Raw genomic sequence first — 19,693 nt, 5'->3', positions numbered from 1 at the left:
TCAGTTATAGAATAAAGGGATTTGGCCCAATAGGGTCAGCCCTTTTTTGCTTGTCTGTTTTTATCTCAGGTTAGTATCGTGATGGCAGGTCTTTTTTTATCCGATGATTTATAGCCTTTGAATGGCATAAATCGAAAACCATGACATATGTATGATGTGATGGAAAGGAGGAAAACAGGTGAAGGTCAATATTCGCTCTGGTGACACATTATGGTACTATAGCAGCCTATTTATGATTCCATTACCACTGATTATTGATTCTAATCCCGGCCTCAATGCTTCACAGATACAAGTTGGACAGGAAATATTTATCCCAGGGTTTACGAGCCAAACCTATAGAGTTAAAAGCGGAGACTCCTTATGGAAGTTAGCGACGGCCAGAAATATTTCTATTGATGCATTATTGCTTTTAAATCAGCATGTAAATCCGAGCAGTCTTCAAATCGGTCAAACGATTTACCTGCCTGCTCGTGTAATAGCTCCTTCTATGGGAAGGATTGTCAGATATGATTCGTCTCTATTAGCAAGGGATATTCAAACATTAAAAAGTCAGTTTCCTTTCATTCAGGTTCGAACAATTGGACGTAGTGTTGAAGGAAAACCGATACAAGAAATTAAGCTAGGTAAAGGTACGAAAAAAATTCACTTTGACGCTTCCTTCCATGCGAATGAATGGATAACAACCCCCATTCTAATGGCATTACTCAATACTTTTCTCTTGTCCTTAACAAATAGCCAGCCTATTCGTGGCCTTGTTACAATGCCTTTGTATCAGTCTATTGACTTGTCAATAGTACCAATGGTCAACCCAGATGGTGTTGATTTAGTATTGAAGGGACCACCGCCGGCATTAAGGGAAGAATTGATTGCCATCAACAAAGGAAGCGCTGATTTTAGCGATTGGAAAGCAAATATAAGAGGGGTTGATTTAAATAATCAATTTCCGGCAAATTGGGAAATTGAAAAGGAAAGAAAGGAGCCAAAATCTCCTGCACCAAGAGATTATCCCGGTGATGCACCGCTAACAGAGCCGGAAGCCAGAGTAATGGCTTCTTTAGCTAGAAATAGTCAATTCGATCGTTTGCTTGCTTTTCATACACAGGGTAAGGAATTTTATTGGGGGTATGAGGGCTTGGAGCCGCCGGAATCAAGGGTACTAGCAAACGAGTTTGAACGGGTCAGTGGTTATCAATCCATCCAATATATTGACAGTCACGCCGGTTATAAGGATTGGTTTATTCAGGAATTTCGAAAACCAGCCTTTACGATGGAACTTGGTTATGGGATAAATCCACTGCCATTGTCACAATTTAATGAAATTTATGAGGAAGTACTTGGAATTTTCCTTGCCAGCCTGTATATTTAAAAAAGATAAATTATAAAACTATTTTATCGATTAAGAATAATAGATTATGCTTTTATTTTGCTGCTTTAAGCGTAACATGGAGAATAGTACATGAAATACCTCCGTATTTTATCGTGATGCAAACTGCAAAATATGGAGGTATTATCATTTGTAACGAATGAGTAAAGGCGGTGTGGAAAAAATAGTGATAAGGAAGGCTTTTTTTTTGTGTCTATTAATGGTTTCCACACTGTTGGTAATAGGATGTGAAAAAGGAGATTCTCGTTCACAGGCAATACAGCAGAAAGAAAAGCCTAGAGCTGAACATTCTCCATTTTCTATTTCAGAAGTCATGAAGCATCTACCGATTAACATGGAAGCTGGTTTTGATAAATTCCATGGATGGATACATAATGAAACCATCGTATATTCGACAAAGCATCATCAGCAATCAAACCTCTATGCATATGATTTGAAAAATGGGACAAGTACATTACTATTTAAATTAGATTCCATAATTGATGATATTCAGATCAGTCACTCAGGAAACTATCTATTGATTCGCTCTTCTTCTGAAGCATTTCCCTGTCAAATAACCGTGATAAATAGTAAAGGAGAGACTATTTTTTCTACCGTGTTAGAGGATACCTATGATGTAGAGATTAAATGGAATCCCTATGACGAAGATAAGGTACTGATTTCAAGCTTTACTGAGGATTGGCAGGACCAGACCTTTATTTTATCGCTTGATAAACAAAAAATAACGCAGATAGAGCTGGCAAATCCTTTTTCCTATTGGATATCTAGTAATAAGCTTATATATTTCGATTGGAGTCCTGAGGTGCAGTCAGAATTATCTAATGTAAAGCTGAAAAATATTACGAATGGAGAAGTAACACTCCTGCTTTCAAATGTTCTTCAGCTAGATTCGTTTTCTGATTATTTCCTTGCTATTACAGCTGATGAAAAACAGCCGGAAAATATGAACTATCGCTTTTATGATGCTCAAGTAAATCAAATAGCTTCTATTTCAATGCCGAGAATAACCAATGATTCAGGCTGGTTTATTCCCTATTATGATTATAATGAGGCAGAAAAAAGCTTTTTAACTTTTCAACAAGCGGGCTCCTATGAGGAAGGCTTTCAGCTTGTCAAACATCAACTTTTGCAGGGTGAGAATCATGTTATCATCGATGGCTTGAATAATGAGCCCATAAAATGTAACGAAGAGGGTAGTTTATGCTTATACGGCTACTACTTTGAAAAGCTGATTGATATTAAAACAAAAAAAAACGCTCAGTTAGTTCAAATGGATGAGTAAAAGGATGGGTGTAAAATGGCAATTGTAGATGTTACCGTCATTCCAGTCGGTACCCAAACAGCAAGTGTTAGTGAGTACGTGGCTGATATTCATCGAGTACTAAAAAAGTATGAAGAGCAAGGCAGTATACGCTATCAATTAACCCCTATGAATACGATTATTGAAGGTGATTTACCCATATTATTTGAAGTAATTCTGGCAATGCATGAAGTGCCTTTTGAAAAAGGACTGGTACGTGTGTGTACCAATATCCGTATCGATGACCGTCGCGATGTGAAACGCAAAATGGAAGAAAAAGTGGAAAGAGTCCAGGGTCTTCTTAAAGAATAAATATAAAAATGCTGGCAAAAAGAAAAAAGCACCACTGTATGGGTGCTTTTTGTTTTCCATTTTAGTGTGCTGCAGGAAAACCGCTATTAATTAGAGTCATGACAGCAAACCAGCCAAAAACTGCGAAGCTTCCAACTGCGAATAATACTCCAAGCAGATTTTTGTTTTTTAGTGAGCTAACGGTCCCTATAGCCGCAAGAAGTGATACTAATGCAAAAATAATGACTGTACCCATTAACTAGCCCCCCCTTGTTCGATGTTTGTTCATATGCATTTGAAAAATAAGCGCTTTCTTGTATTAGAATAATATGTAATACAAATGCAAACTTACTTCTAATATTTTATAATTTTTCTGAATGTTTGTCGAGGTGAAATAAGGGACTTTTCGCAATAGTTCAGCAATAATATTGGCAAATAGTTAGTTTTTATTTCTTTAATAGTGTAAAATAATTTTTAAATAGCTTATACATTGGAGGAAATTGCTTTATGGAATGGATACAAATGCCGCTTGGACAGATGCAGACAAATTGTTATGTGTTAATAAAGGAAGATTCAACCTGTCTCATTGTTGACCCAGGTAGTGAAGGAGAAAAGCTGATTAGCTTTCTTCGTGAACGAAAGCTAAAGCCAGTTGCCATCGTGCTGACACATGCTCATTTTGATCATATTGGAGCTGTTGATCGTATTAGGGATGAGTACCAAATCCCAGCTTATGTACATGAAAATGAAAAGGAATGGCTGTCATCACCATCGTTAAATTTGGGCCAAGTAGTTGCACGGGAGGCTGAATATACTTTGACCGGAGAACAGGAGCTAACGATTGAGTCCTACACGTTCCAGCTCTTCGAGACACCAGGTCATTCACCGGGGAGTGTGTCACTGTATTTTAGGGACACAGGCCTTGTATTGGTTGGTGACGCATTGTTTAACGGCAGTATTGGTCGGACAGATTTACCAGGCAGTAATCATCAAGATTTGCTGAACAGTCTTCATGAAAAGCTTTTAACACTACCGGAAGAAACCACTGTTTTACCTGGTCATGGCCCTGTTACAACCATTGGCAAAGAAATGAATTCAAATCCTTTTCTAAATGGATTCTAAAAAGAGAAAAACCCTTCTCAAATGAGAAGGGTTTTTCTGGGGGATATTCGAATTCTAGTAATGGGAGGTTATTGTTTAACTACTACTAAATAAACAATATAATAAGTTTAACACCTTGTCAATAGTGTTAAATGAGAAATAGGAGATATGATGAATAATTTTCTTATTAATTATATTAATGAAGCACCACTGAAAATGATTTCATATGCCGAATACATGAATCTAGTACTATATCATCCTAGCCTTGGTTATTATATGAAAGAGCAGGAGAAGATAGGGCGTAACGGTGATTTTATTACATCAAGTAATATAGCTGACATTATGGGTAAAACCTTTGCCAAGTGGTTTGCAAGCCTAGTAAAGAATCAAGACATCTCACCTCATTTTTGCGAACTTGGGGCAGGAAATGGCCGGTTTGCCGAAGCTTTTTTACAGGAATGGTATGCTAGAGAAAATCCACAGCTAACTTATACAATTATTGAAAAGAGTCCATTTCATATTAAGCTTCAAAAGGAAAAATTTAAAAAGGAATGGCATGTCCAATATTGTGAAGCTGTGAATGATTTGAAGGACTTTTCAGGTATGTTTTTTTCGAATGAATTATTTGATGCACTGCCCGTACATGTGGTGATGAAGCAGCAAGATTGCTTGTACGAAATAATGGTTGGTGTTGAAAATGGGAACTTGATTGAAGTACCCTGTCCGCTTTCCAATCCAATTATTATTGCCTTTATTGAAGAGCATATGATTACGATTCCCGAGGGGCATCGTATCGAGATTCCCCTTCTTATGGAGGAGATGTTCTCAAGGCTGGATCAGGTATTACAAAAAGGGATGATTGTAACCATTGATTATGGGTACACAAATGAAGAGTGGCAGGAACCAATCAGAAAGGAGGGCAGCCTAAGGGGCTATTATCAGCACAGGCTGATTCGAAATGTATTGGAGCATCCTGGTGACATGGACATTACCAGCCATATACATTGGGATGCACTCGAAAATATTGGCTATAAGTATGGAATCAATACCATCGAAAGAAAACGTCAAGATGAATTTCTGCTTGCAATCGGGATATTAGACCAGCTCGAAAGTCATCAGGACCTCAATCCCTTTTCGGAAGTAAATAAACGAAATCGAGCTATCCGCAGCTTAATAATGCCCTCCGGCATGAGTACGTCCTTTCAAGTATTAGTACAACGAAAGAAAGAATAGTAATGATTATTTGGAGCAGGCAGATTAAACGGTTACAAAATAAAAAAGCAACCATAATGGTCGCTTTTTTATTTTGGAGCGTATTAATGTTGGCCCATACCTGGAATCATCATAAAGGTTGTCCAGTATGTAAAACCGATGAAAAAGACTGTTAAGTAAGCTCCAAAAATGTAAATGTACATACGCTCAGTAAGTTTTAAATAGCTGAGAAGCAGAAAGAACCCTGTTTGACCGAAGAATATTAAGGACGTCGTATACATATCCCCTAAATAAAACATAACTGCAAAAATGCCCGTCCAAAAGCCTAATACTCGATACATTCGTTCCAACTGTATCCCTCCCTTTGCTGTGAGTTTCATCACTATTATAATGAAGTATTCTGAAAAAGTAAACAACTCTTTAAATTTAAAAAGCAGTAAAGTAAAAGTTTTCTGAAATATGAGGTAGATTGTGAAAAATACCTATTCAAATGAGCGATAATACACCTTGATAAAATGGAAAAAAGGCAATCAAGTAATGATTGCCTCCAGTCAGATAGAAGGGAGAATTAGCCAATAATTTTGGCATTATAGCTGCAGGCTTCACAGCCGGCAATTAAATTATCTCCTTCAATTAATTCAATTTCATTAAATAGCGCCTCGAACATCCCTTTTAAAAATTGGGCATGCATTTGACATACGTTTTCCATGTGATCTACCGCTACTTCTTTAAACGGACAGTTGAAAATTTGAAAATAAACTTTTGTTTTATCTTCATTTGGTTGGAAATCAGGAGATAGTCCCGCTAATGAAGCCGCATTTCGAATAATATTCAACTTTTGCTCAAAGGATAAATTCTCAACACTTTGCATATTTTTCGATAATTCCTGCTCGATCAATTCAAGTCCAAAGCGTTTCCCAGTTTCATAAAGAGCTTTTTGTCCAGCTTCGCCCAGTGAAGCCATCGTTTCCATTGTGATTTTTGATAGGAGCTGATAGTCACGGTATGGGAAATGAAGCTGAATAACATCATTTGATAGGCGATATAGTCTGCTTGGTCTTCCGCCTTTACCGGTCTTTTTCGTTTCAGATACAAGCATGTTGACATCTTCAAGTTTTGTTAAGTGAAGTCGGGCAACGTTTGGATGGATATTAAAGTTATCAGCTATTTCTTGTACTGTTACTTCTTGGTGTCTTCTCGTAATATATTGATAAATATAGTAACGAGTTGGATCGGATAGTACATTCGTTATTTTTAATGTTTGTTCCACAGAAGTTCACCTCATACTGCTTACTTTATACCATTATAATACCCGCTTAATTAGGTTAACACTATATTCACTATAAGTTTATAAAATGTTCACAATTATTAAATGTAATTATTGGTATTTTAAGAAAAGCTTAGGATAACCTATAGTTAAAACAAAATGGATTAAAGTGAGTGGGAGAGCAAATTGTGACGAAATTATGATAACTCGAAAGGTATTATTAAAAATCTTTTTCTTTGTGCAGGAGTTAACAAAAAAGAAGCGAATTTCTACAATTAGAAATAAGAAAGGCGGTGTATTTCAATTGAGCTTAATTGAAAAATTGGCTGACAGAATCATCACTGAAGCTGTTAGAAGCCACGCAAGCGATATCCACATTATCCCCCGCAGAAATGATACCCTCGTTCAACTGCGCATATCAAACAGATTAGTCCCTAAAATTCAACTGCCAAAAGAAGAATGTGACCGTTTAATCTCTCATTTTAAATTTACAGCATCCATGGATATTGGTGAAAGAAGACGACCACAAAGCGGTGCCTGTTCATTCATGATTGATGGAAAAATGATTGGTCTCCGGTTGTCGACTCTACCAGCTAGTCATAATGAAAGCCTCGTGATTCGAATACTTCCTCAACAGGAACATATTCCTTCCTTTCAAATTTCACTGTTTCCTTCTATGACTAGAAAATTATTAGCTCTATTACAGCATTCCCACGGTCTAATCATTTTGACCGGACCGACAGGCAGCGGTAAAACCTCGACCCTATACGCTTTATTAAATGAAACCTCACATATTTATAATCGAAATGTCATTACATTAGAAGATCCCATTGAAAAAGAAAGTGATTTAGTTCTGCAGGTTCAGGTGAATGAAAAAGCTGGTATCACCTATACAACCGGCCTTAAAGCAATCCTGAGACATGATCCAGATATTATTATGGTGGGAGAAATCCGTGATGCTGAAACGGCTAAAATTGCAGTAAGGGCTGCACTTACAGGTCATTTAGTATTAACAACCATGCATACGAGGGATGCAAAGGGAGCCGTATACAGACTCATAGAATTTGGTGTGAGTCAACAGGAGATTGATCAAACCCTTGTCGCCATTACTGCTCAAAGATTGGTAGAATTAGCCTGTCCATTTTGTTCAGGGCAGTGCTCACCCTCCTGTTTTGGGTATGAGCGTCCGAAAAGGGCCAGTGTTTTTGAACTTTTATCTGGCCGAGACTTAAGAGCTGCCATAGGGGAGATGCGCGGTGAACAAATGAAACCTCGCTATAAAACATTAAAGGAGGAAATTCGTAAGGGCGTGGCACTTGGTTATATTAAAGAAAATGAATTTGCTAGATGGGTATTTACAAATGAAAAAAAATAAATGGACACTACAAGAACAGGCAAGCTTCTTGAAAATGATAGGAGAGCTTTTGATTAGGGGCTACCCGCTTGCGGAAGCCCTGGATTCGGCCACATACCATCTACCGAGAACTCGTCATGTAGAATTGAAGGAATGTTTGTACGGCTTAAAGGAGGGATATCCATTTTATATCATGCTTCGCAAGCTTGAATTTAATGAGCACGTCATTGGGTATGTTTATTTTGCTGAACAGCATGGCAGTTTGGCTATGGCGTTTCTCGAAGGCAGTAAAATGCTGCAGAAAAGAGCGACAAACCTATCGAGAATTAAAAAGCTTTTAAGCTACCCGCTTTTTCTAGTACTAACGACTATTATGTTATTTTTCTTTGTCCAAAAATATTTACTTCCACAATTTTCTTCACTCTTTACCTCGATGAAATTGAAAACCAATCTATTTACAAGAGTCATTTATTCTACCGGAGAAGTATTTCCGCTTCTCATTGTTTTCTTCCTCCTCTTATTGATCGGCTTGATTCTCTATTATTTGCCAAGGTATAGAAAAAACTCAGCAATAGACCAAAAGCAGTTATTAATGAGAATTCCAGTTGTCGCAGGTCTTTTGCGGTTGTTTTATACTCATTACTTTTCGGTTCAATTAGGTTTTTTGCTTGAAGGGGGTCTTTCTGTCAATGAGTCACTGACCATCTTTGAGCAAAATGAGAACCAGCCCTTTTACAGACAGCTTGGAGGAGAAATGAAACAGTTGTTAATATCAGGTGAGAAATTAGAGGATATCCTCAGGAGCTATGCTTTCTTTGAACAGGAACTTCCTATGGTCGTCAAGCATGGACAGGATAATGGAAAGCTTGCTGAGGAACTACAGTTTTTTTCTGGCCAATGTATGCACAGCCTGGAGGAAAAAATGGACAATCTGATGAAAAAAATCCAGCCTGTTTTGTACGGCTTTATCGGATTATTAATAATTTCAATGTATTTAGCCGTCTTATTACCAATGTTCCACCTAATGAATGGACTATAAACATAATTGAGAGGGGTATCATTCAATGTTAAAAAATCAAAAAGGCTTTACCTTAATTGAAATGATGATTGTTCTATTAGTTATCTCTATCTTACTTATGATAACGGTGCCGAATGTAACAAAAAATAACTCAACCATCAATCAAAAAGGCTGTGACGCGTACTTGAAAATGGTTGAAGGACAAGTACAGGCATATAAAATGGAAAAACACCAATATCCAACGGTAACTGACTTGGTTACTGAGAAATATATTGCAGAAACAAAATGTCCAGTAGGAAAAGAGATTCTGATTTCAGCTGAAGGCGTTGTCTCCCTTGGAAAGTAAGCAATCAGGCTTTACTCTTATTGAAATTCTAATCGTATTAAGTATTTTTTTAATCATCTCTTCTATTACCTCCATTTTCTTAAAGCCACAATATTTATGGTATGAAAAGGAGCGTTTCTTTTCCCAATTTAAAGCGGATATTCTATATACACAGCAATATGCGATATCACATCAAAAGCAACTATCACTGCACATTTTTCCAAAAGAAAAGCGTTATACAGTTAAAGAAAAAACAACTGGTAAATCTGTTATAGAGCGTGAACTACCGCAATCGATTCAAATAGAAAAAGGAACATTAGCAACACCAGGGCTTGCCTATATGATCATTGAGTTTTCACCGAATGGCAGATTAAATCGATTTGGAAACTTTTATTTTCTAGTTGATTATGAGCGCTACAAAATTACCTTTCAAATTGGAGCGGGAAGATTTTATGTGGTTAAGGAATAAAGGCTTTTATATGGCAGAATTAATCATTAGTCTCTCTGGATGGATATTAATTACCTCGATATTGGTTCCGTTTTATTTTCAACTGCATAACCAGTTTATTCAATTAGAGGAGAAATCCGATGCTCTTCATCTTTTTTATGAATATCTGCAAAATGTCATAGTGGAAGATGCTGATAGGGAAAATATCGTCCTGACTAAGGGGGAGAAGGATTTTTTTATTGTATGGTACGGCGATGAGCAAAAGGAGGTCATGATACGGTATGAGGATCTGTCAGGCAAAATGGTTGAAATTCATGAAACAACTCCGTAGCCAAGGCTTTACTTTTCTTGAGATGCTAATCGCATTCTCTACCTTTCTCATTATCGTTTCATTATTTCCTTTATTTTTTCAAATGCTGTTACAAAATGGGTTTGTGGAGGAACGCTTACAGAGGATGGAGTGGGAGGTGTTTGCTGCTCAGGTGAAAAAGGAAGTGCGGATGTGTGACAGTTTGACCGTTGAAAATAACAGACTCATTTTAAAGATAAACAATGAAAGCATTATGTATGAAAGTTACGGAACGGATATTCGTAGAAGAGTGGATCTAAAAGGACATGAAGTTATGCTGCAGAATATGAATAAAGTAGTGTTTGATAAGGTGAAAAAGGGGGTGAGGATATCAGTAGAGGATCAATTCAAACAAATGGAGTCTGTGATAATTCGAGCAATTGTAGATGAGGATGGTTTATATGGTCCGTAATCAGCATGGTTTTACGTATCCGTTGACGTTATGTATCCTGATATTGTTTTCAACTGTCTTAATGATCTATACGGAACAATACCTCACAGAAAAAAGGATGCTGATTGAAACGGAATACATTCAAAAACAAGATTATTACATCGTAAATGCAATGAAAATAATTGAAAAAACCTTATCAGAGCACGGAAAGACAAACAACACGGGTACAATTAATTTTTATGATGGACAGGTTTCCTATGTACTACTGGATTTAACGGATCAGTTATGGGAAATAAGAATCAATCTTAAGACAGGTATTGAACATCGTGAGTTCACTGGCTATGCCTATTATGATTTTGAATTAAAGAAAATGATTAAATGGGTGGAAAGAAATTAAGCAGGTGTGGGAAAGAATACTTTGTTATCGTTTGAAAAATGATTGTTCCGGATATACTTACACATAGATAGAAATGCTTCACGCTGTGTAAGAGGTGTATATCAATGAAGACGAATGATTATGTAAAATACGTGACGCAAACCGTTGTGCAATATATTGATCAACCAAAGGATGAGCGCCGCAAGCTCCGACAGGAAAAGAAAGACCGTAGAGCAACCTTTATGTACAGATGGTTTGGAATCATTCCATATGTACTGATGTTGAAATTAAGAGAGAGAAAAGAACAGAAATTACGAGAAGCAGAATAGTCTGCTTCTCGTTGTTTGTGTTTGTGAACTTAACTGCGGAGGTAAAATATCCCGCCATTAATAATGGAAATGTGAATATTGGGTTCATATTGATCCTTAAGCGCAAGCTTTTCAATTGCATAGCTATCTTCTTTTTCGTCGATATCCTTATAGAAATGCTCTAATAAATGTAAATCCTTCTGCCAACGTATTCTTGCATCGTCTGCCCATGAATGATTTTCAGCTTCTATTTTAGTGATTAAATAATTCTCAATCCGTTTTAAACCGCTTTTCGGCATAATCAGGGGAGAAAGTGTAAAAGAATAGTCTGGAATTTTTGGTGTTAATGGAAGCTCCAGAAGCTGATGATGAAAGTCTTCAACTATTTGTCCGTTAATAAGCTGAAGACCAATAGACTGGAATACATCCCTTTTTCGATCACACTGATAGGACACCTTCACATTTAAACAAATCCACGGCTTTAATGGCGTTTGTTGTCCGGCAGTTGTTGGACCATTTTCATAGAGGCGAATAAAGCCTGCTAATTTCTTGGTTGATTGAAAAATTTGGTGGAGTCGTGGCGAGCCAAAATGAATGGTCTCCCCTTTTACACTGTCAGATGCCCGCTTTGGGTCTGTTATGAAAGTTAGACACATTGGGTTTGGCATTCCTCCGGTTTTTTCAAGATAATGCCAGTAGAAAGGGCGGTTCATTAGCTCTTTGTCCAGGTCAACCGTTAATTGAACGGTCATATAGCCTGCCTTGTTTTCCTTGATTTCACAATCGTTTGCAAGGAAATATCGTTCGAGAAATTCATGAATTTCCTGTTGCTGCATGCCTGTCTCCACCTTTCATTTCTTGGGCAAATTGAATCATTGAGGTGAGGTTATCCATTTTAATCTTCATTTCACCCTCTGATGCGGAATAGTTGAAAATATCGATGAGATGCTCTTCGACGTTTCCGAATTCTAATTTCGTTAGGATATCGTCGAGCTCGCCAATGACCTTTTCGAAAAGGTGAATTTTTTCATATAACAGCTTTAACACATGATCTTCAACCGTGTCCTTTATCGCAAAGTTATAGATTTTAACATCTTTTTCTTGACCAAGACGATGAATTCTACCTATACGCTGTTCAAGTCGCATCGGATTCCATGGCAAATCAAAATTGATAATATGGTGACAAAACTGCAGGTTTATTCCTTCTCCGCCGGCTTCGGTTGCAATCAGAACTTGAGCGTTGTTTTTGAATAATTCTCTCATCCAATCCTTCTTGCCTCGTTTAAAACCGCCTCTGAACGGAACGGAGGTTATACCGTGTTGCTTAAGAATCCATTGTAAATAGAGCTGTGTTGCCCGATATTCGGTAAAAATAATAACTTTATCATTAATCTCTTTGATGAGCTCCAATGCTTTTTCCGCTTTCGCATTGGATTGTACTGCTTCCACCTTATTAATCAGGTACTGGATTTGCTCCTGTAATAATGGGGAGGAATTTTCCTCCTTTTGCAGCATGTTTTTCAAGGTGAAATAGACTGCTTCTCTGCTACTGCAGGCCTCTCTTTGCAAAGTCATGACTGAAAACTGACTTTTATTTACTGTGTCACTTTTTCCGCCTAATAAACATATAGTTTCGTATAGTTCCCTTTCCTGTGGAGAGAATTCAATTGGGATTGTTTCGACAATTCGCTTTGTCCATTCGATGCCAGTATCTGCGCGGCGATTTCGAATCATAACTTTATTGACTAGTTCTTTTAAATGTTCATCATCATCTAATGAACGGGAATCCTTTTTATATTTGTCATAAAAATCCGACTCATTGCCTAGATGGCCTGGTTTTAATAAGGAAACAAGGTTAAATATTTCACTGATTCGATTTTGAATCGGAGTGGCTGTTAATAGCAGACAGAACTTCTTTTTTAAGTTCTGCACGAACTCATAGTTTTTTGTTTTATTATTCTTCAATTTATGGGCTTCATCAATGATGATAAGGTCATAATCCTGCTCGTAAATAATTTCTCTATGCGGAGAGCGTTTGGCTGTATCAATTGATGAAATCACGACATCACATTGCTCCCAAACATAACTTTTCCGCTGGGCAACAGCAGGAATATAAAATTTACTATTTAATTCCATGGCCCATTGTGAAACTAAGGAGGCCGGAACTAAAATAAGGACTTTTTTAACTAAACCTCTAATCATGTATTCTTTTAATATAAGACCGGCTTCAATAGTTTTCCCAAGACCGACTTCATCAGCTAGGATGGCTTTACCATTCATGTTTTCAACGACCTGCTTTGCGACCTCAAGTTGGTGTGGAAGTGGTGTTAAATGGGATAAATGCTTTGGTGCAAGCAGTCCTTCAAAATCTGGAATGACAGTATGCTTTTCCACCTCAACAGCTAATTTATATAAGTCCCAATTACCCCATGGTCCGTCATGATCCATTCTCGTCATAAATTCATCTTGCCATGAATGATCAAACTCTATTTGCACCGTCATTGTTAACACTCCTCAAAATGGTATTGCTGAAATCAATCCGACATGGTAGTCTATGTATATAATTGAAAGTTTAGAAACTTACTACAGTGAAATAATGTTTAATTATGGATAGTATGACCAAGTAATTTAATTTTATAAATGCGGATGATGATAAGGGGAGAGACTACTGTAAGTAGCGCCGAAGGAGCAAACATGGATTTGTGAATCTCTCAGGCAAAAGAACTCTTATTTGACGCATCTCTGGAGAGTGCTTTTGATAAGCCGCCCACGAGGAAAGCCTTTATTAGGTAAACTTTCAGGTTCCAGGACAGAGACCACCTTATGATCTATAGGGTGGTTTCTGTCCTTTTTTGGTTCAGGTTATGAAATAAGGGTTTTTATGCAGATTTTCGTTAGGGTTAAAAATCTTAATATTTAAAAAGCTATGGATAAGCAGTGGATCGTAAACAGTATTTCAGAGGAAGGAGTAAAAATCATGACTGAATTAAAACGAACACCTCTTTACCGTGTTTATAAGGAATATGGGGCGAAAACTATTGATTTTGGTGGATGGGAGCTCCCAGTTCAGTTTTCTAGTATAAAGGAGGAGCATGAAGCCGTAAGAACAAAGGCTGGGTTATTTGATGTTTCTCATATGGGGGAAATAACCGTTAGAGGTCCTGGAAGTCTGTCGTACCTGCAAAAAATGATGACGAATGACATCAGCAAAATCAAGAATGGTACTGCTCAATATAATGCCATGTGCTATGACAATGGTGGGACAGTGGATGATTTACTTGTTTATAAGCTTGCAGAGGACGATTATTTACTTGTTGTAAATGCGGCAAATACTGAAAAGGATTACAAATGGCTTTTAGAGCATCTAGATGAGGGTGTGGTGCTTGAAAATATTTCACAGCACATGGCCCAATTAGCACTACAAGGACCGCTGGCAGAAAAGATTCTTGAACCATTAGTACCTGATGTTAAATTAACTGAGGTTCGCCCGTTTGGAATTCAAAATCAAGTAGTGGTTGCTGGGAAGCAGGCTACGCTTTCACGAACAGGCTATACTGGTGAAGACGGCTTTGAAATCTATTGTAAGCCTGAGGATGCTGAGGATTTATGGCGAGCAATCTTAATAGCTGGCAGTGAATATGGCATCCGTCCTATTGGTTTGGGTGCCCGTGATACATTACGGTTTGAAGCGAAGCTTGCCTTATATGGTCAAGAGCTTTCCCAGGACATTACTCCGCTTGAAGCCGGAATTGGCTTTGCTGTGAAACTGGATAAAGAAGCAGAATTTATTGGGAAATCCGCCCTGAAGAAGCAAAAGGATTCCGGTCTACCAAGACGAATTGTAGGTATTGAAATGATTGATCGTGGGATACCTCGCCATGGTTATCGTGTTTTTGTTGATGAAAAGGAAATCGGTTTCATAACTACCGGTACGCAATCTCCTACATTAAAGAGAAATATTGGTCTCGCGTTATTACAGACGGAGCAGGCTGTTCTTGGGAACGAAGTATTTGTAGAAATTCGTGGTAAACGCTTAAAAGCGAAGATTGTCAAAACACCTTTCTATAAAAGAGTGCAGTAAAAAACAGGGGGAGAGAATGATGAAGCATCGTTATTTACCGATGACAGAAAAGGATCAAAAAGCAATGTTGGAAGCGATTGGAGCAGCTTCTGTTGATGAATTGTTTAGCGATATTCCTGAACAGGTCCGTTTTAAAGGAGAATATCAGCTGAAAAAGGCAAAGTCTGAATCAGCACTTTTAAAGGAACTGTCGCAACTATCAGCTAAAAATGCAGACTTGCGTAGAAATACATCGTTCCTGGGTGCCGGGGTTTATGATCATTATATTCCTGTAATCGTTGACCATGTTATCTCTCGTTCAGAATTTTATACAGCCTATACACCCTACCAGCCAGAAATTTCTCAAGGTGAACTGCAGGCTATCTTTGAATTCCAAACAATGATTTGTGAGCTAACCGGAATGGATGTAGCAAACTCATCTATGTACGATGGGGGGACTGCATTAGCAGAAGCTGCGATGCTGGCTTCTGGACATACCCGTAGAAATAGATTATTGGTGTCCAGCACAGTACATCCAGAAGCTAGAGCGGTATTAAACACCTATGCAAAAGGACAGAGGCTTGAGGTAGTTGAAATTCCAGCTAATAATGGTTTAACCGATATATCTGCACTTGAAGAACTGCTTAGTGAAGAGGTAGCGGCCGTGATGGTTCAATACCCTAACTTCTTTGGCGGAATTGAACCATTGAAAAAAATAGAGGAACTGGCACATAAGGATAAATCACTATTTGTTGTTTCGAGCAATCCTCTATCCTTAGGTGTTCTTACTCCACCCGGACATTTTGGAGCAGACATTGTTGTAGGCGATACACAGGTGTTTGGTATTCCGGGGGCTTACGGTGGACCGCACTGCGGCTATTTTGCCGTTACGAATAAGCTGATGCGAAAAATTCCAGGCCGATTGGTTGGGCAAACAGTGGATGAAGAAGGTCGTAGAGGCTTTGTCTTGACATTACAGGCACGTGAGCAGCATATTCGCCGCGAGAAGGCAACATCGAATATCTGCTCTAATCAGGCACTTAATGCATTAGCATCGTCGGTTGCGATGACTGCATTTGGGAAAAAGGGTCTTCGGGAAATGGCTGTAGCCAATATTCAAAAAGCGAATTATGCTAAAAATAAGCTGAAGGAAGCAGGAGCCAATATTGTGTTTGAAGGGCCGATTTTTAATGAATTTGTTGTGAAGCTCACAAAGCCTGTTAAGGAAGTGAATCAACAGCTGGTCAATAAAAACATCATTGGCGGCTATGATCTAGGTCGTGATTACCCAGAGCTGTCTAATCATATGCTGATTGCTGTTACGGAATTAAGAACAAAGGAAGAAATTGATATTTTTGTGGCAGAATTGGGGGATTATCATGAATAAACAAAATCAACCATTAATATTTGAAAGCAGTACACCTGAACGAATCGGTTATAGTCTTCCTGAAGTCGATGTTCCAGAAGTTGATCTAGAAAACTTGATACCGGCTGAATATATGCGTGAGCTTGAGCCAGAGCTTCCTGAGGTTTCCGAACTCGATATTATGCGCCATTATACGGCATTATCAAAAAGAAATCATGGACTTGATTCAGGATTCTACCCGCTTGGCTCTTGTACAATGAAATATAATCCAAAAATAAATGAAGCAGTTGCTCGTATGGATGGCTTTGCCCACGTTCACCCATTGCAGGATGAATCTACCGTACAAGGAGCACTGGAATTAATGTATGATCTACAAGAGCATCTCGTTGAGATTACGGGGATGGATGCAGTAACACTACAATCTGCAGCCGGAGCTCATGGTGAGTGGACGGGTCTCATGATGATTCGTGCCTTTCATGAGGCGAACGGTGATTATGGAAGAGTGAAAGTAATCGTTCCTGATTCTGCCCACGGAACGAATCCAGCCTCCGCAGGGGTGGCAGGCTTTGAAACTGTAACCGTTAAATCAAATGAAAAGGGTCTTGTTGATTTAGCTGATTTAAGAAGAGTGGTTGGGAAGGATACAGCAGCATTGATGCTGACAAATCCAAATACGCTCGGATTATTTGAGGAAAATATTCTTGAAATGGCGAAAATTGTCCACGATGCCGGAGGAAAGCTTTATTATGATGGCGCAAATTTAAATGCCGTTTTATCTAAAGCGCGTCCGGGTGATATGGGATTTGATGTTGTTCATTTAAATCTTCATAAGACCTTTACGGGACCGCATGGCGGTGGCGGTCCGGGTTCAGGTCCAGTTGGAGTGAAGGCCGAGCTGATTCCATTTTTACCAAAGCCGGTCGTCACAAGGGCTGCGGACCATTATTTGCTTGATTATGATCGACCACAATCAATAGGTCGTGTGAAGCCTTATTATGGTAATTTTGGGATTAATGTTCGTGCTTACACCTATATTCGTTCAATGGGCCCTGATGGCTTGAAGGCGGTAACCGAAAATGCTGTTTTGAATGCCAATTATATGATGAGGAGATTAGCTCCATACTATGATTTACCATACGATAGACATTGTAAGCATGAGTTTGTCTTAAGTGGTAGGCGTCAGAAAAAGCTGGGTGTCCGAACGCTTGATATTGCTAAACGTCTCTTAGATTTCGGCTATCATCCGCCGACAATTTATTTCCCACTCAATGTTGAGGAATGTATGATGATTGAGCCAACAGAAACGGAATCAAAAGAAACATTAGACAGCTTTATTGAGGCGATGATTCAGATTGCGAAAGAGGCTGAAACCAATCCTGAAATCGTTCAGGAAGCTCCACATACAACGGTTGTCAGCAGATTAGATGAAACGCTAGCTGCACGTAAGCCTGTCCTACGCTATAAAAAAGAAGAATAATAAAGAAAAGGCTGACTCTATGATTACGAGTCAGCCTTTTGTTTTGTTAGGTATTACTTTGTTTTAATTCTGCCTGTCCATTTTTTAAAGCCACCCTGTAAATGGGAAAGGTCTTTATAGCCCTTTTTGTACAGGAATTGGGCAGCACGGGCACTTCTTGTTCCATTTTGACAGTATAGATAGACAGGCTTATCAGGACGTAATTCTTTCATGCGCATTTTTAGCTGTGAAAGAGGAATATTTCTAGAACCTAAAATATGACCATTTTCAAATTCATTTGGTTCACGGACATCAATCAGCTGTGCCTTTCGGTATCCTTCACGGAATTGTTCTTCCGTTAGTGTTTTGAGTATTTTTCGCTGCTTAAGCCAATTATAAGCAATATAAATGAGTGAAGCAGCAATAAGAATGAGCAGGAAATAAAGTGTATCCAAAGTCGTTTTCTCCTTTCAAGCTATGCAATTTATCTCATACTAACGGGCAGTATTATCCACTGTAGGTATATGAAAAAGTGGAAGATAACTGCCCGTAATAGTTTGAAAATGGCTAATTCATTGTGAGAGGTGTGGAACCGTAAAGAATGAACTAACCATTATATTATATAGTTCTTTTATTATCCTAGTAAAGGAGAATACAAAAAAATTTAACATGTAATTCACTTTGTTTTTAATGGTAATTTTGTTAGACTAAATAGGTTGAAAAAAAGATAGAATGGTGGCGCGAAAGATGGAGGAAGTATGGAGATTTATTGATTCTGGCAATGGTTCAGCAGCCTTTAACATGGCTCTTGATGAGGCCTTGCTCGAATGGAATAGCAAAGGTGAAATTCCTCCGGTTATCCGGTTTTATGGTTGGAGCCCTGCAACTCTTTCTATCGGCTATTTTCAAAAAGTAGAGAAAGAAATAAATATGGAAGCAGTAAGAGAGCAAAAGCTTGGCTTTGTGCGGCGCCCAACTGGCGGCAGGGCCGTTCTGCATGAGCATGAGTTAACCTATAGTGTCATCGTGCCGGAAGAACATCCGAAAATGCCGCGTTCGGTAACGGAAGCCTACCGGGTCATTTCGGAAGGGATTCTAAAAGGATTTCATCAGCTTGGCTTGGAGGCTTATTTTGCTGTTCCGAAAACCTCGGAAGAACGTGATACATTAAAGAATCCTCGATCTGCTGTATGCTTTGATGCGCCAAGCTGGTATGAGCTTGTCGTTGAAGGTCGAAAAGTTGCAGGTAGTGCACAAACAAGACAAAAAGGTGTCATTCTCCAACATGGTTCCATCCTGCTTGACTTGGATGAGGACAAGCTGTTCAATTTGTTTAAATATTCTAATGACCGTGTGAAGGAACGGATGCAGAAGGCCTTTAAAAGCAAGGCAGTGGCTGTCAACGATATCAGTTCTGAAACAGTATCCATTGAACAGGCGAAGAAGGCATTTAAAGCTGGTTTTGAAGAGGGCTTAAATATACGACTTGAGCCCTATGAGCTGACTCCAGCTGAGTTAGATTATGTGAATAAAATTGCTTCTGAACGCTATGAAAATGATGAGTGGAACTTTATGAGATAGGAGGGACCTGCAGTTTTGCAAGTCCCTCTTAAATGGTAAAAATAGGTATTTATGGATTTGATTTCTTAAGTGAAGTGCAAGTCCTGAAAAAAGGCGAAAATTATCA

At 38.5% G+C, this 19,693-nt stretch carries 23 protein-coding genes and 1 riboswitch; of the genes, 17 read left to right on the top strand and 6 right to left on the bottom strand.

The window, feature by feature from the left end:
* The first annotated feature begins 178 nt into the window (after nt 1-178).
* The 3 genes from BQ5321_RS17730 to BQ5321_RS17720 all read left to right on the top strand — a co-directional run bounded on the left by BQ5321_RS17730 (nt 179) and on the right by BQ5321_RS17720 (nt 2,996).
* A complete protein-coding gene (locus BQ5321_RS17730; protein ID WP_071395748.1) occupies nt 179-1,366 on the top strand; it encodes a M14 family metallopeptidase in 1,188 nt (395 codons plus the stop codon).
* 205 nt (nt 1,367-1,571) lie between these two features.
* Nucleotides 1,572-2,666, top strand: a complete 1,095-nt coding sequence (locus BQ5321_RS17725; protein ID WP_139187826.1) for a YqgU-like beta propeller domain-containing protein — start codon at nt 1,572-1,574, stop codon at nt 2,664-2,666.
* A 15-nt stretch (nt 2,667-2,681) separates the two neighbouring features.
* Complete coding sequence (locus BQ5321_RS17720; protein ID WP_071395746.1) at nt 2,682-2,996, top strand: MTH1187 family thiamine-binding protein; 315 nt, start codon at nt 2,682-2,684, stop codon at nt 2,994-2,996.
* A gap of 61 nt (nt 2,997-3,057) precedes the next feature.
* Here BQ5321_RS17720 and BQ5321_RS17715 read toward each other — a convergent pair whose 3' ends face one another.
* Complete coding sequence (locus tag BQ5321_RS17715; RefSeq protein WP_071395745.1) at nt 3,058-3,231, bottom strand: DUF2759 domain-containing protein; 174 nt, start codon at nt 3,229-3,231, stop codon at nt 3,058-3,060.
* 251 nt (nt 3,232-3,482) lie between these two features.
* On the opposite strand from BQ5321_RS17715, the gene BQ5321_RS17710 reads away from it, so the two are divergent.
* Complete coding sequence (locus BQ5321_RS17710) at nt 3,483-4,097, top strand: MBL fold metallo-hydrolase (RefSeq protein ID WP_071395744.1); 615 nt, start codon at nt 3,483-3,485, stop codon at nt 4,095-4,097.
* A gap of 150 nt (nt 4,098-4,247) precedes the next feature.
* Nucleotides 4,248-5,309, top strand: coding sequence for a class I SAM-dependent methyltransferase (locus BQ5321_RS17705; protein ID WP_071395743.1), 1,062 nt, complete (start codon nt 4,248-4,250; stop codon nt 5,307-5,309).
* 83 nt (nt 5,310-5,392) lie between these two features.
* Here the strand turns inward: BQ5321_RS17705 and BQ5321_RS17700 are convergent, their stop codons facing one another.
* Both BQ5321_RS17700 and BQ5321_RS17695 read right to left on the bottom strand, forming a co-directional pair.
* On the bottom strand, nt 5,393-5,638 hold the full coding sequence (locus tag BQ5321_RS17700; protein ID WP_071395742.1) for a DUF2626 domain-containing protein: 246 nt from the start codon (nt 5,636-5,638) through the stop codon (nt 5,393-5,395).
* Between the two features lie 218 nt (nt 5,639-5,856).
* Complete coding sequence (locus tag BQ5321_RS17695; RefSeq protein WP_071395741.1) at nt 5,857-6,558, bottom strand: helix-turn-helix transcriptional regulator; 702 nt, start codon at nt 6,556-6,558, stop codon at nt 5,857-5,859.
* A 301-nt stretch (nt 6,559-6,859) separates the two neighbouring features.
* Between BQ5321_RS17695 and comGA the strand changes: the two genes are divergently transcribed.
* The 8 genes from comGA to BQ5321_RS17655 all read left to right on the top strand — a co-directional run bounded on the left by comGA (nt 6,860) and on the right by BQ5321_RS17655 (nt 11,145).
* Complete coding sequence (gene comGA, locus BQ5321_RS17690) at nt 6,860-7,930, top strand: competence type IV pilus ATPase ComGA (protein WP_071396970.1); 1,071 nt, start codon at nt 6,860-6,862, stop codon at nt 7,928-7,930.
* Nucleotides 7,917-8,948 (top strand): competence type IV pilus assembly protein ComGB, encoded by a 1,032-nt coding sequence (gene comGB / locus BQ5321_RS17685; RefSeq protein ID WP_071396969.1) that lies wholly within the window; start codon nt 7,917-7,919, stop codon nt 8,946-8,948. The genes comGA and comGB overlap by 14 nt, the downstream gene beginning before the upstream one ends.
* Before the next feature lie 25 nt (nt 8,949-8,973).
* Nucleotides 8,974-9,273: a competence type IV pilus major pilin ComGC gene (gene comGC / locus BQ5321_RS17680; protein ID WP_071395740.1), complete on the top strand. Its 300-nt coding sequence runs from the start codon at nt 8,974-8,976 to the stop codon at nt 9,271-9,273.
* A complete protein-coding gene (gene comGD / locus BQ5321_RS17675) occupies nt 9,263-9,721 on the top strand; it encodes a competence type IV pilus minor pilin ComGD (RefSeq protein ID WP_071395739.1) in 459 nt (152 codons plus the stop codon). Before comGC ends, comGD begins: the two co-directional genes overlap by 11 nt.
* Nucleotides 9,705-10,031, top strand: a complete 327-nt coding sequence (locus BQ5321_RS17670) for a hypothetical protein (RefSeq protein WP_071395738.1) — start codon at nt 9,705-9,707, stop codon at nt 10,029-10,031. Before comGD ends, BQ5321_RS17670 begins: the two co-directional genes overlap by 17 nt.
* Nucleotides 10,015-10,461 (top strand): competence type IV pilus minor pilin ComGF, encoded by a 447-nt coding sequence (gene comGF, locus BQ5321_RS17665; protein WP_071395737.1) that lies wholly within the window; start codon nt 10,015-10,017, stop codon nt 10,459-10,461. The genes BQ5321_RS17670 and comGF overlap by 17 nt, the downstream gene beginning before the upstream one ends.
* Nucleotides 10,451-10,837 (top strand): competence type IV pilus minor pilin ComGG, encoded by a 387-nt coding sequence (gene comGG / locus BQ5321_RS17660; protein ID WP_071395736.1) that lies wholly within the window; start codon nt 10,451-10,453, stop codon nt 10,835-10,837. The genes comGF and comGG overlap by 11 nt, the downstream gene beginning before the upstream one ends.
* Before the next feature lie 104 nt (nt 10,838-10,941).
* Nucleotides 10,942-11,145 (top strand): YqzE family protein, encoded by a 204-nt coding sequence (locus BQ5321_RS17655; RefSeq protein WP_071395735.1) that lies wholly within the window; start codon nt 10,942-10,944, stop codon nt 11,143-11,145.
* 29 nt (nt 11,146-11,174) lie between these two features.
* Here BQ5321_RS17655 and BQ5321_RS17650 read toward each other — a convergent pair whose 3' ends face one another.
* Both BQ5321_RS17650 and BQ5321_RS17645 read right to left on the bottom strand, forming a co-directional pair.
* Nucleotides 11,175-11,960, bottom strand: a complete 786-nt coding sequence (locus BQ5321_RS17650) for a YqhG family protein (RefSeq protein ID WP_071395734.1) — start codon at nt 11,958-11,960, stop codon at nt 11,175-11,177.
* Nucleotides 11,938-13,626: a DEAD/DEAH box helicase gene (locus tag BQ5321_RS17645; RefSeq protein WP_071395733.1), complete on the bottom strand. Its 1,689-nt coding sequence runs from the start codon at nt 13,624-13,626 to the stop codon at nt 11,938-11,940. Before BQ5321_RS17645 ends, BQ5321_RS17650 begins: the two co-directional genes overlap by 23 nt.
* Nucleotides 13,627-13,770: 144 nt before the next feature.
* A riboswitch (glycine riboswitch) is annotated at nt 13,771-13,861 on the top strand.
* 240 nt (nt 13,862-14,101) lie between these two features.
* On the opposite strand from BQ5321_RS17645, the gene gcvT reads away from it, so the two are divergent.
* The 3 genes from gcvT to gcvPB are packed head-to-tail and all read left to right on the top strand — an operon-like array spanning nt 14,102 to nt 18,027.
* Nucleotides 14,102-15,205 carry a glycine cleavage system aminomethyltransferase GcvT gene (gene gcvT, locus BQ5321_RS17640; RefSeq protein WP_071395732.1) on the top strand — a complete coding sequence of 368 codons (1,104 nt, stop codon included), beginning with the start codon at nt 14,102-14,104 and terminating at the stop codon, nt 15,203-15,205.
* Between the two features lie 19 nt (nt 15,206-15,224).
* Nucleotides 15,225-16,571, top strand: coding sequence for an aminomethyl-transferring glycine dehydrogenase subunit GcvPA (gene gcvPA / locus BQ5321_RS17635; RefSeq protein WP_071395731.1), 1,347 nt, complete (start codon nt 15,225-15,227; stop codon nt 16,569-16,571).
* The gene (gcvPB, locus tag BQ5321_RS17630; protein ID WP_071395730.1) at nt 16,564-18,027 is read left to right on the top strand and encodes an aminomethyl-transferring glycine dehydrogenase subunit GcvPB; all 1,464 of its coding nucleotides are present in this window, start codon (nt 16,564-16,566) and stop codon (nt 18,025-18,027) included. Before gcvPA ends, gcvPB begins: the two co-directional genes overlap by 8 nt.
* A gap of 53 nt (nt 18,028-18,080) precedes the next feature.
* Here the strand turns inward: gcvPB and BQ5321_RS17625 are convergent, their stop codons facing one another.
* Nucleotides 18,081-18,461, bottom strand: a complete 381-nt coding sequence (locus BQ5321_RS17625) for a rhodanese-like domain-containing protein (RefSeq protein ID WP_071395729.1) — start codon at nt 18,459-18,461, stop codon at nt 18,081-18,083.
* A 292-nt stretch (nt 18,462-18,753) separates the two neighbouring features.
* Here BQ5321_RS17625 and BQ5321_RS17620 point away from each other — a divergent pair, with 292 nt between their 5' ends.
* Complete coding sequence (locus tag BQ5321_RS17620; protein ID WP_071395728.1) at nt 18,754-19,587, top strand: lipoate--protein ligase family protein; 834 nt, start codon at nt 18,754-18,756, stop codon at nt 19,585-19,587.
* Nucleotides 19,588-19,693 lie beyond the last annotated feature (106 nt).

The organism is Bacillus tuaregi (genome assembly GCF_900104575.1).
GTDB classification, from domain to species: Bacteria; Bacillota; Bacilli; order Bacillales; family Cytobacillaceae; genus Bacillus_BD; species Bacillus_BD tuaregi.
Note: the sequence above shows the minus strand (reverse complement) of the source record. Positions and strands in the feature narration are given on the sequence as shown.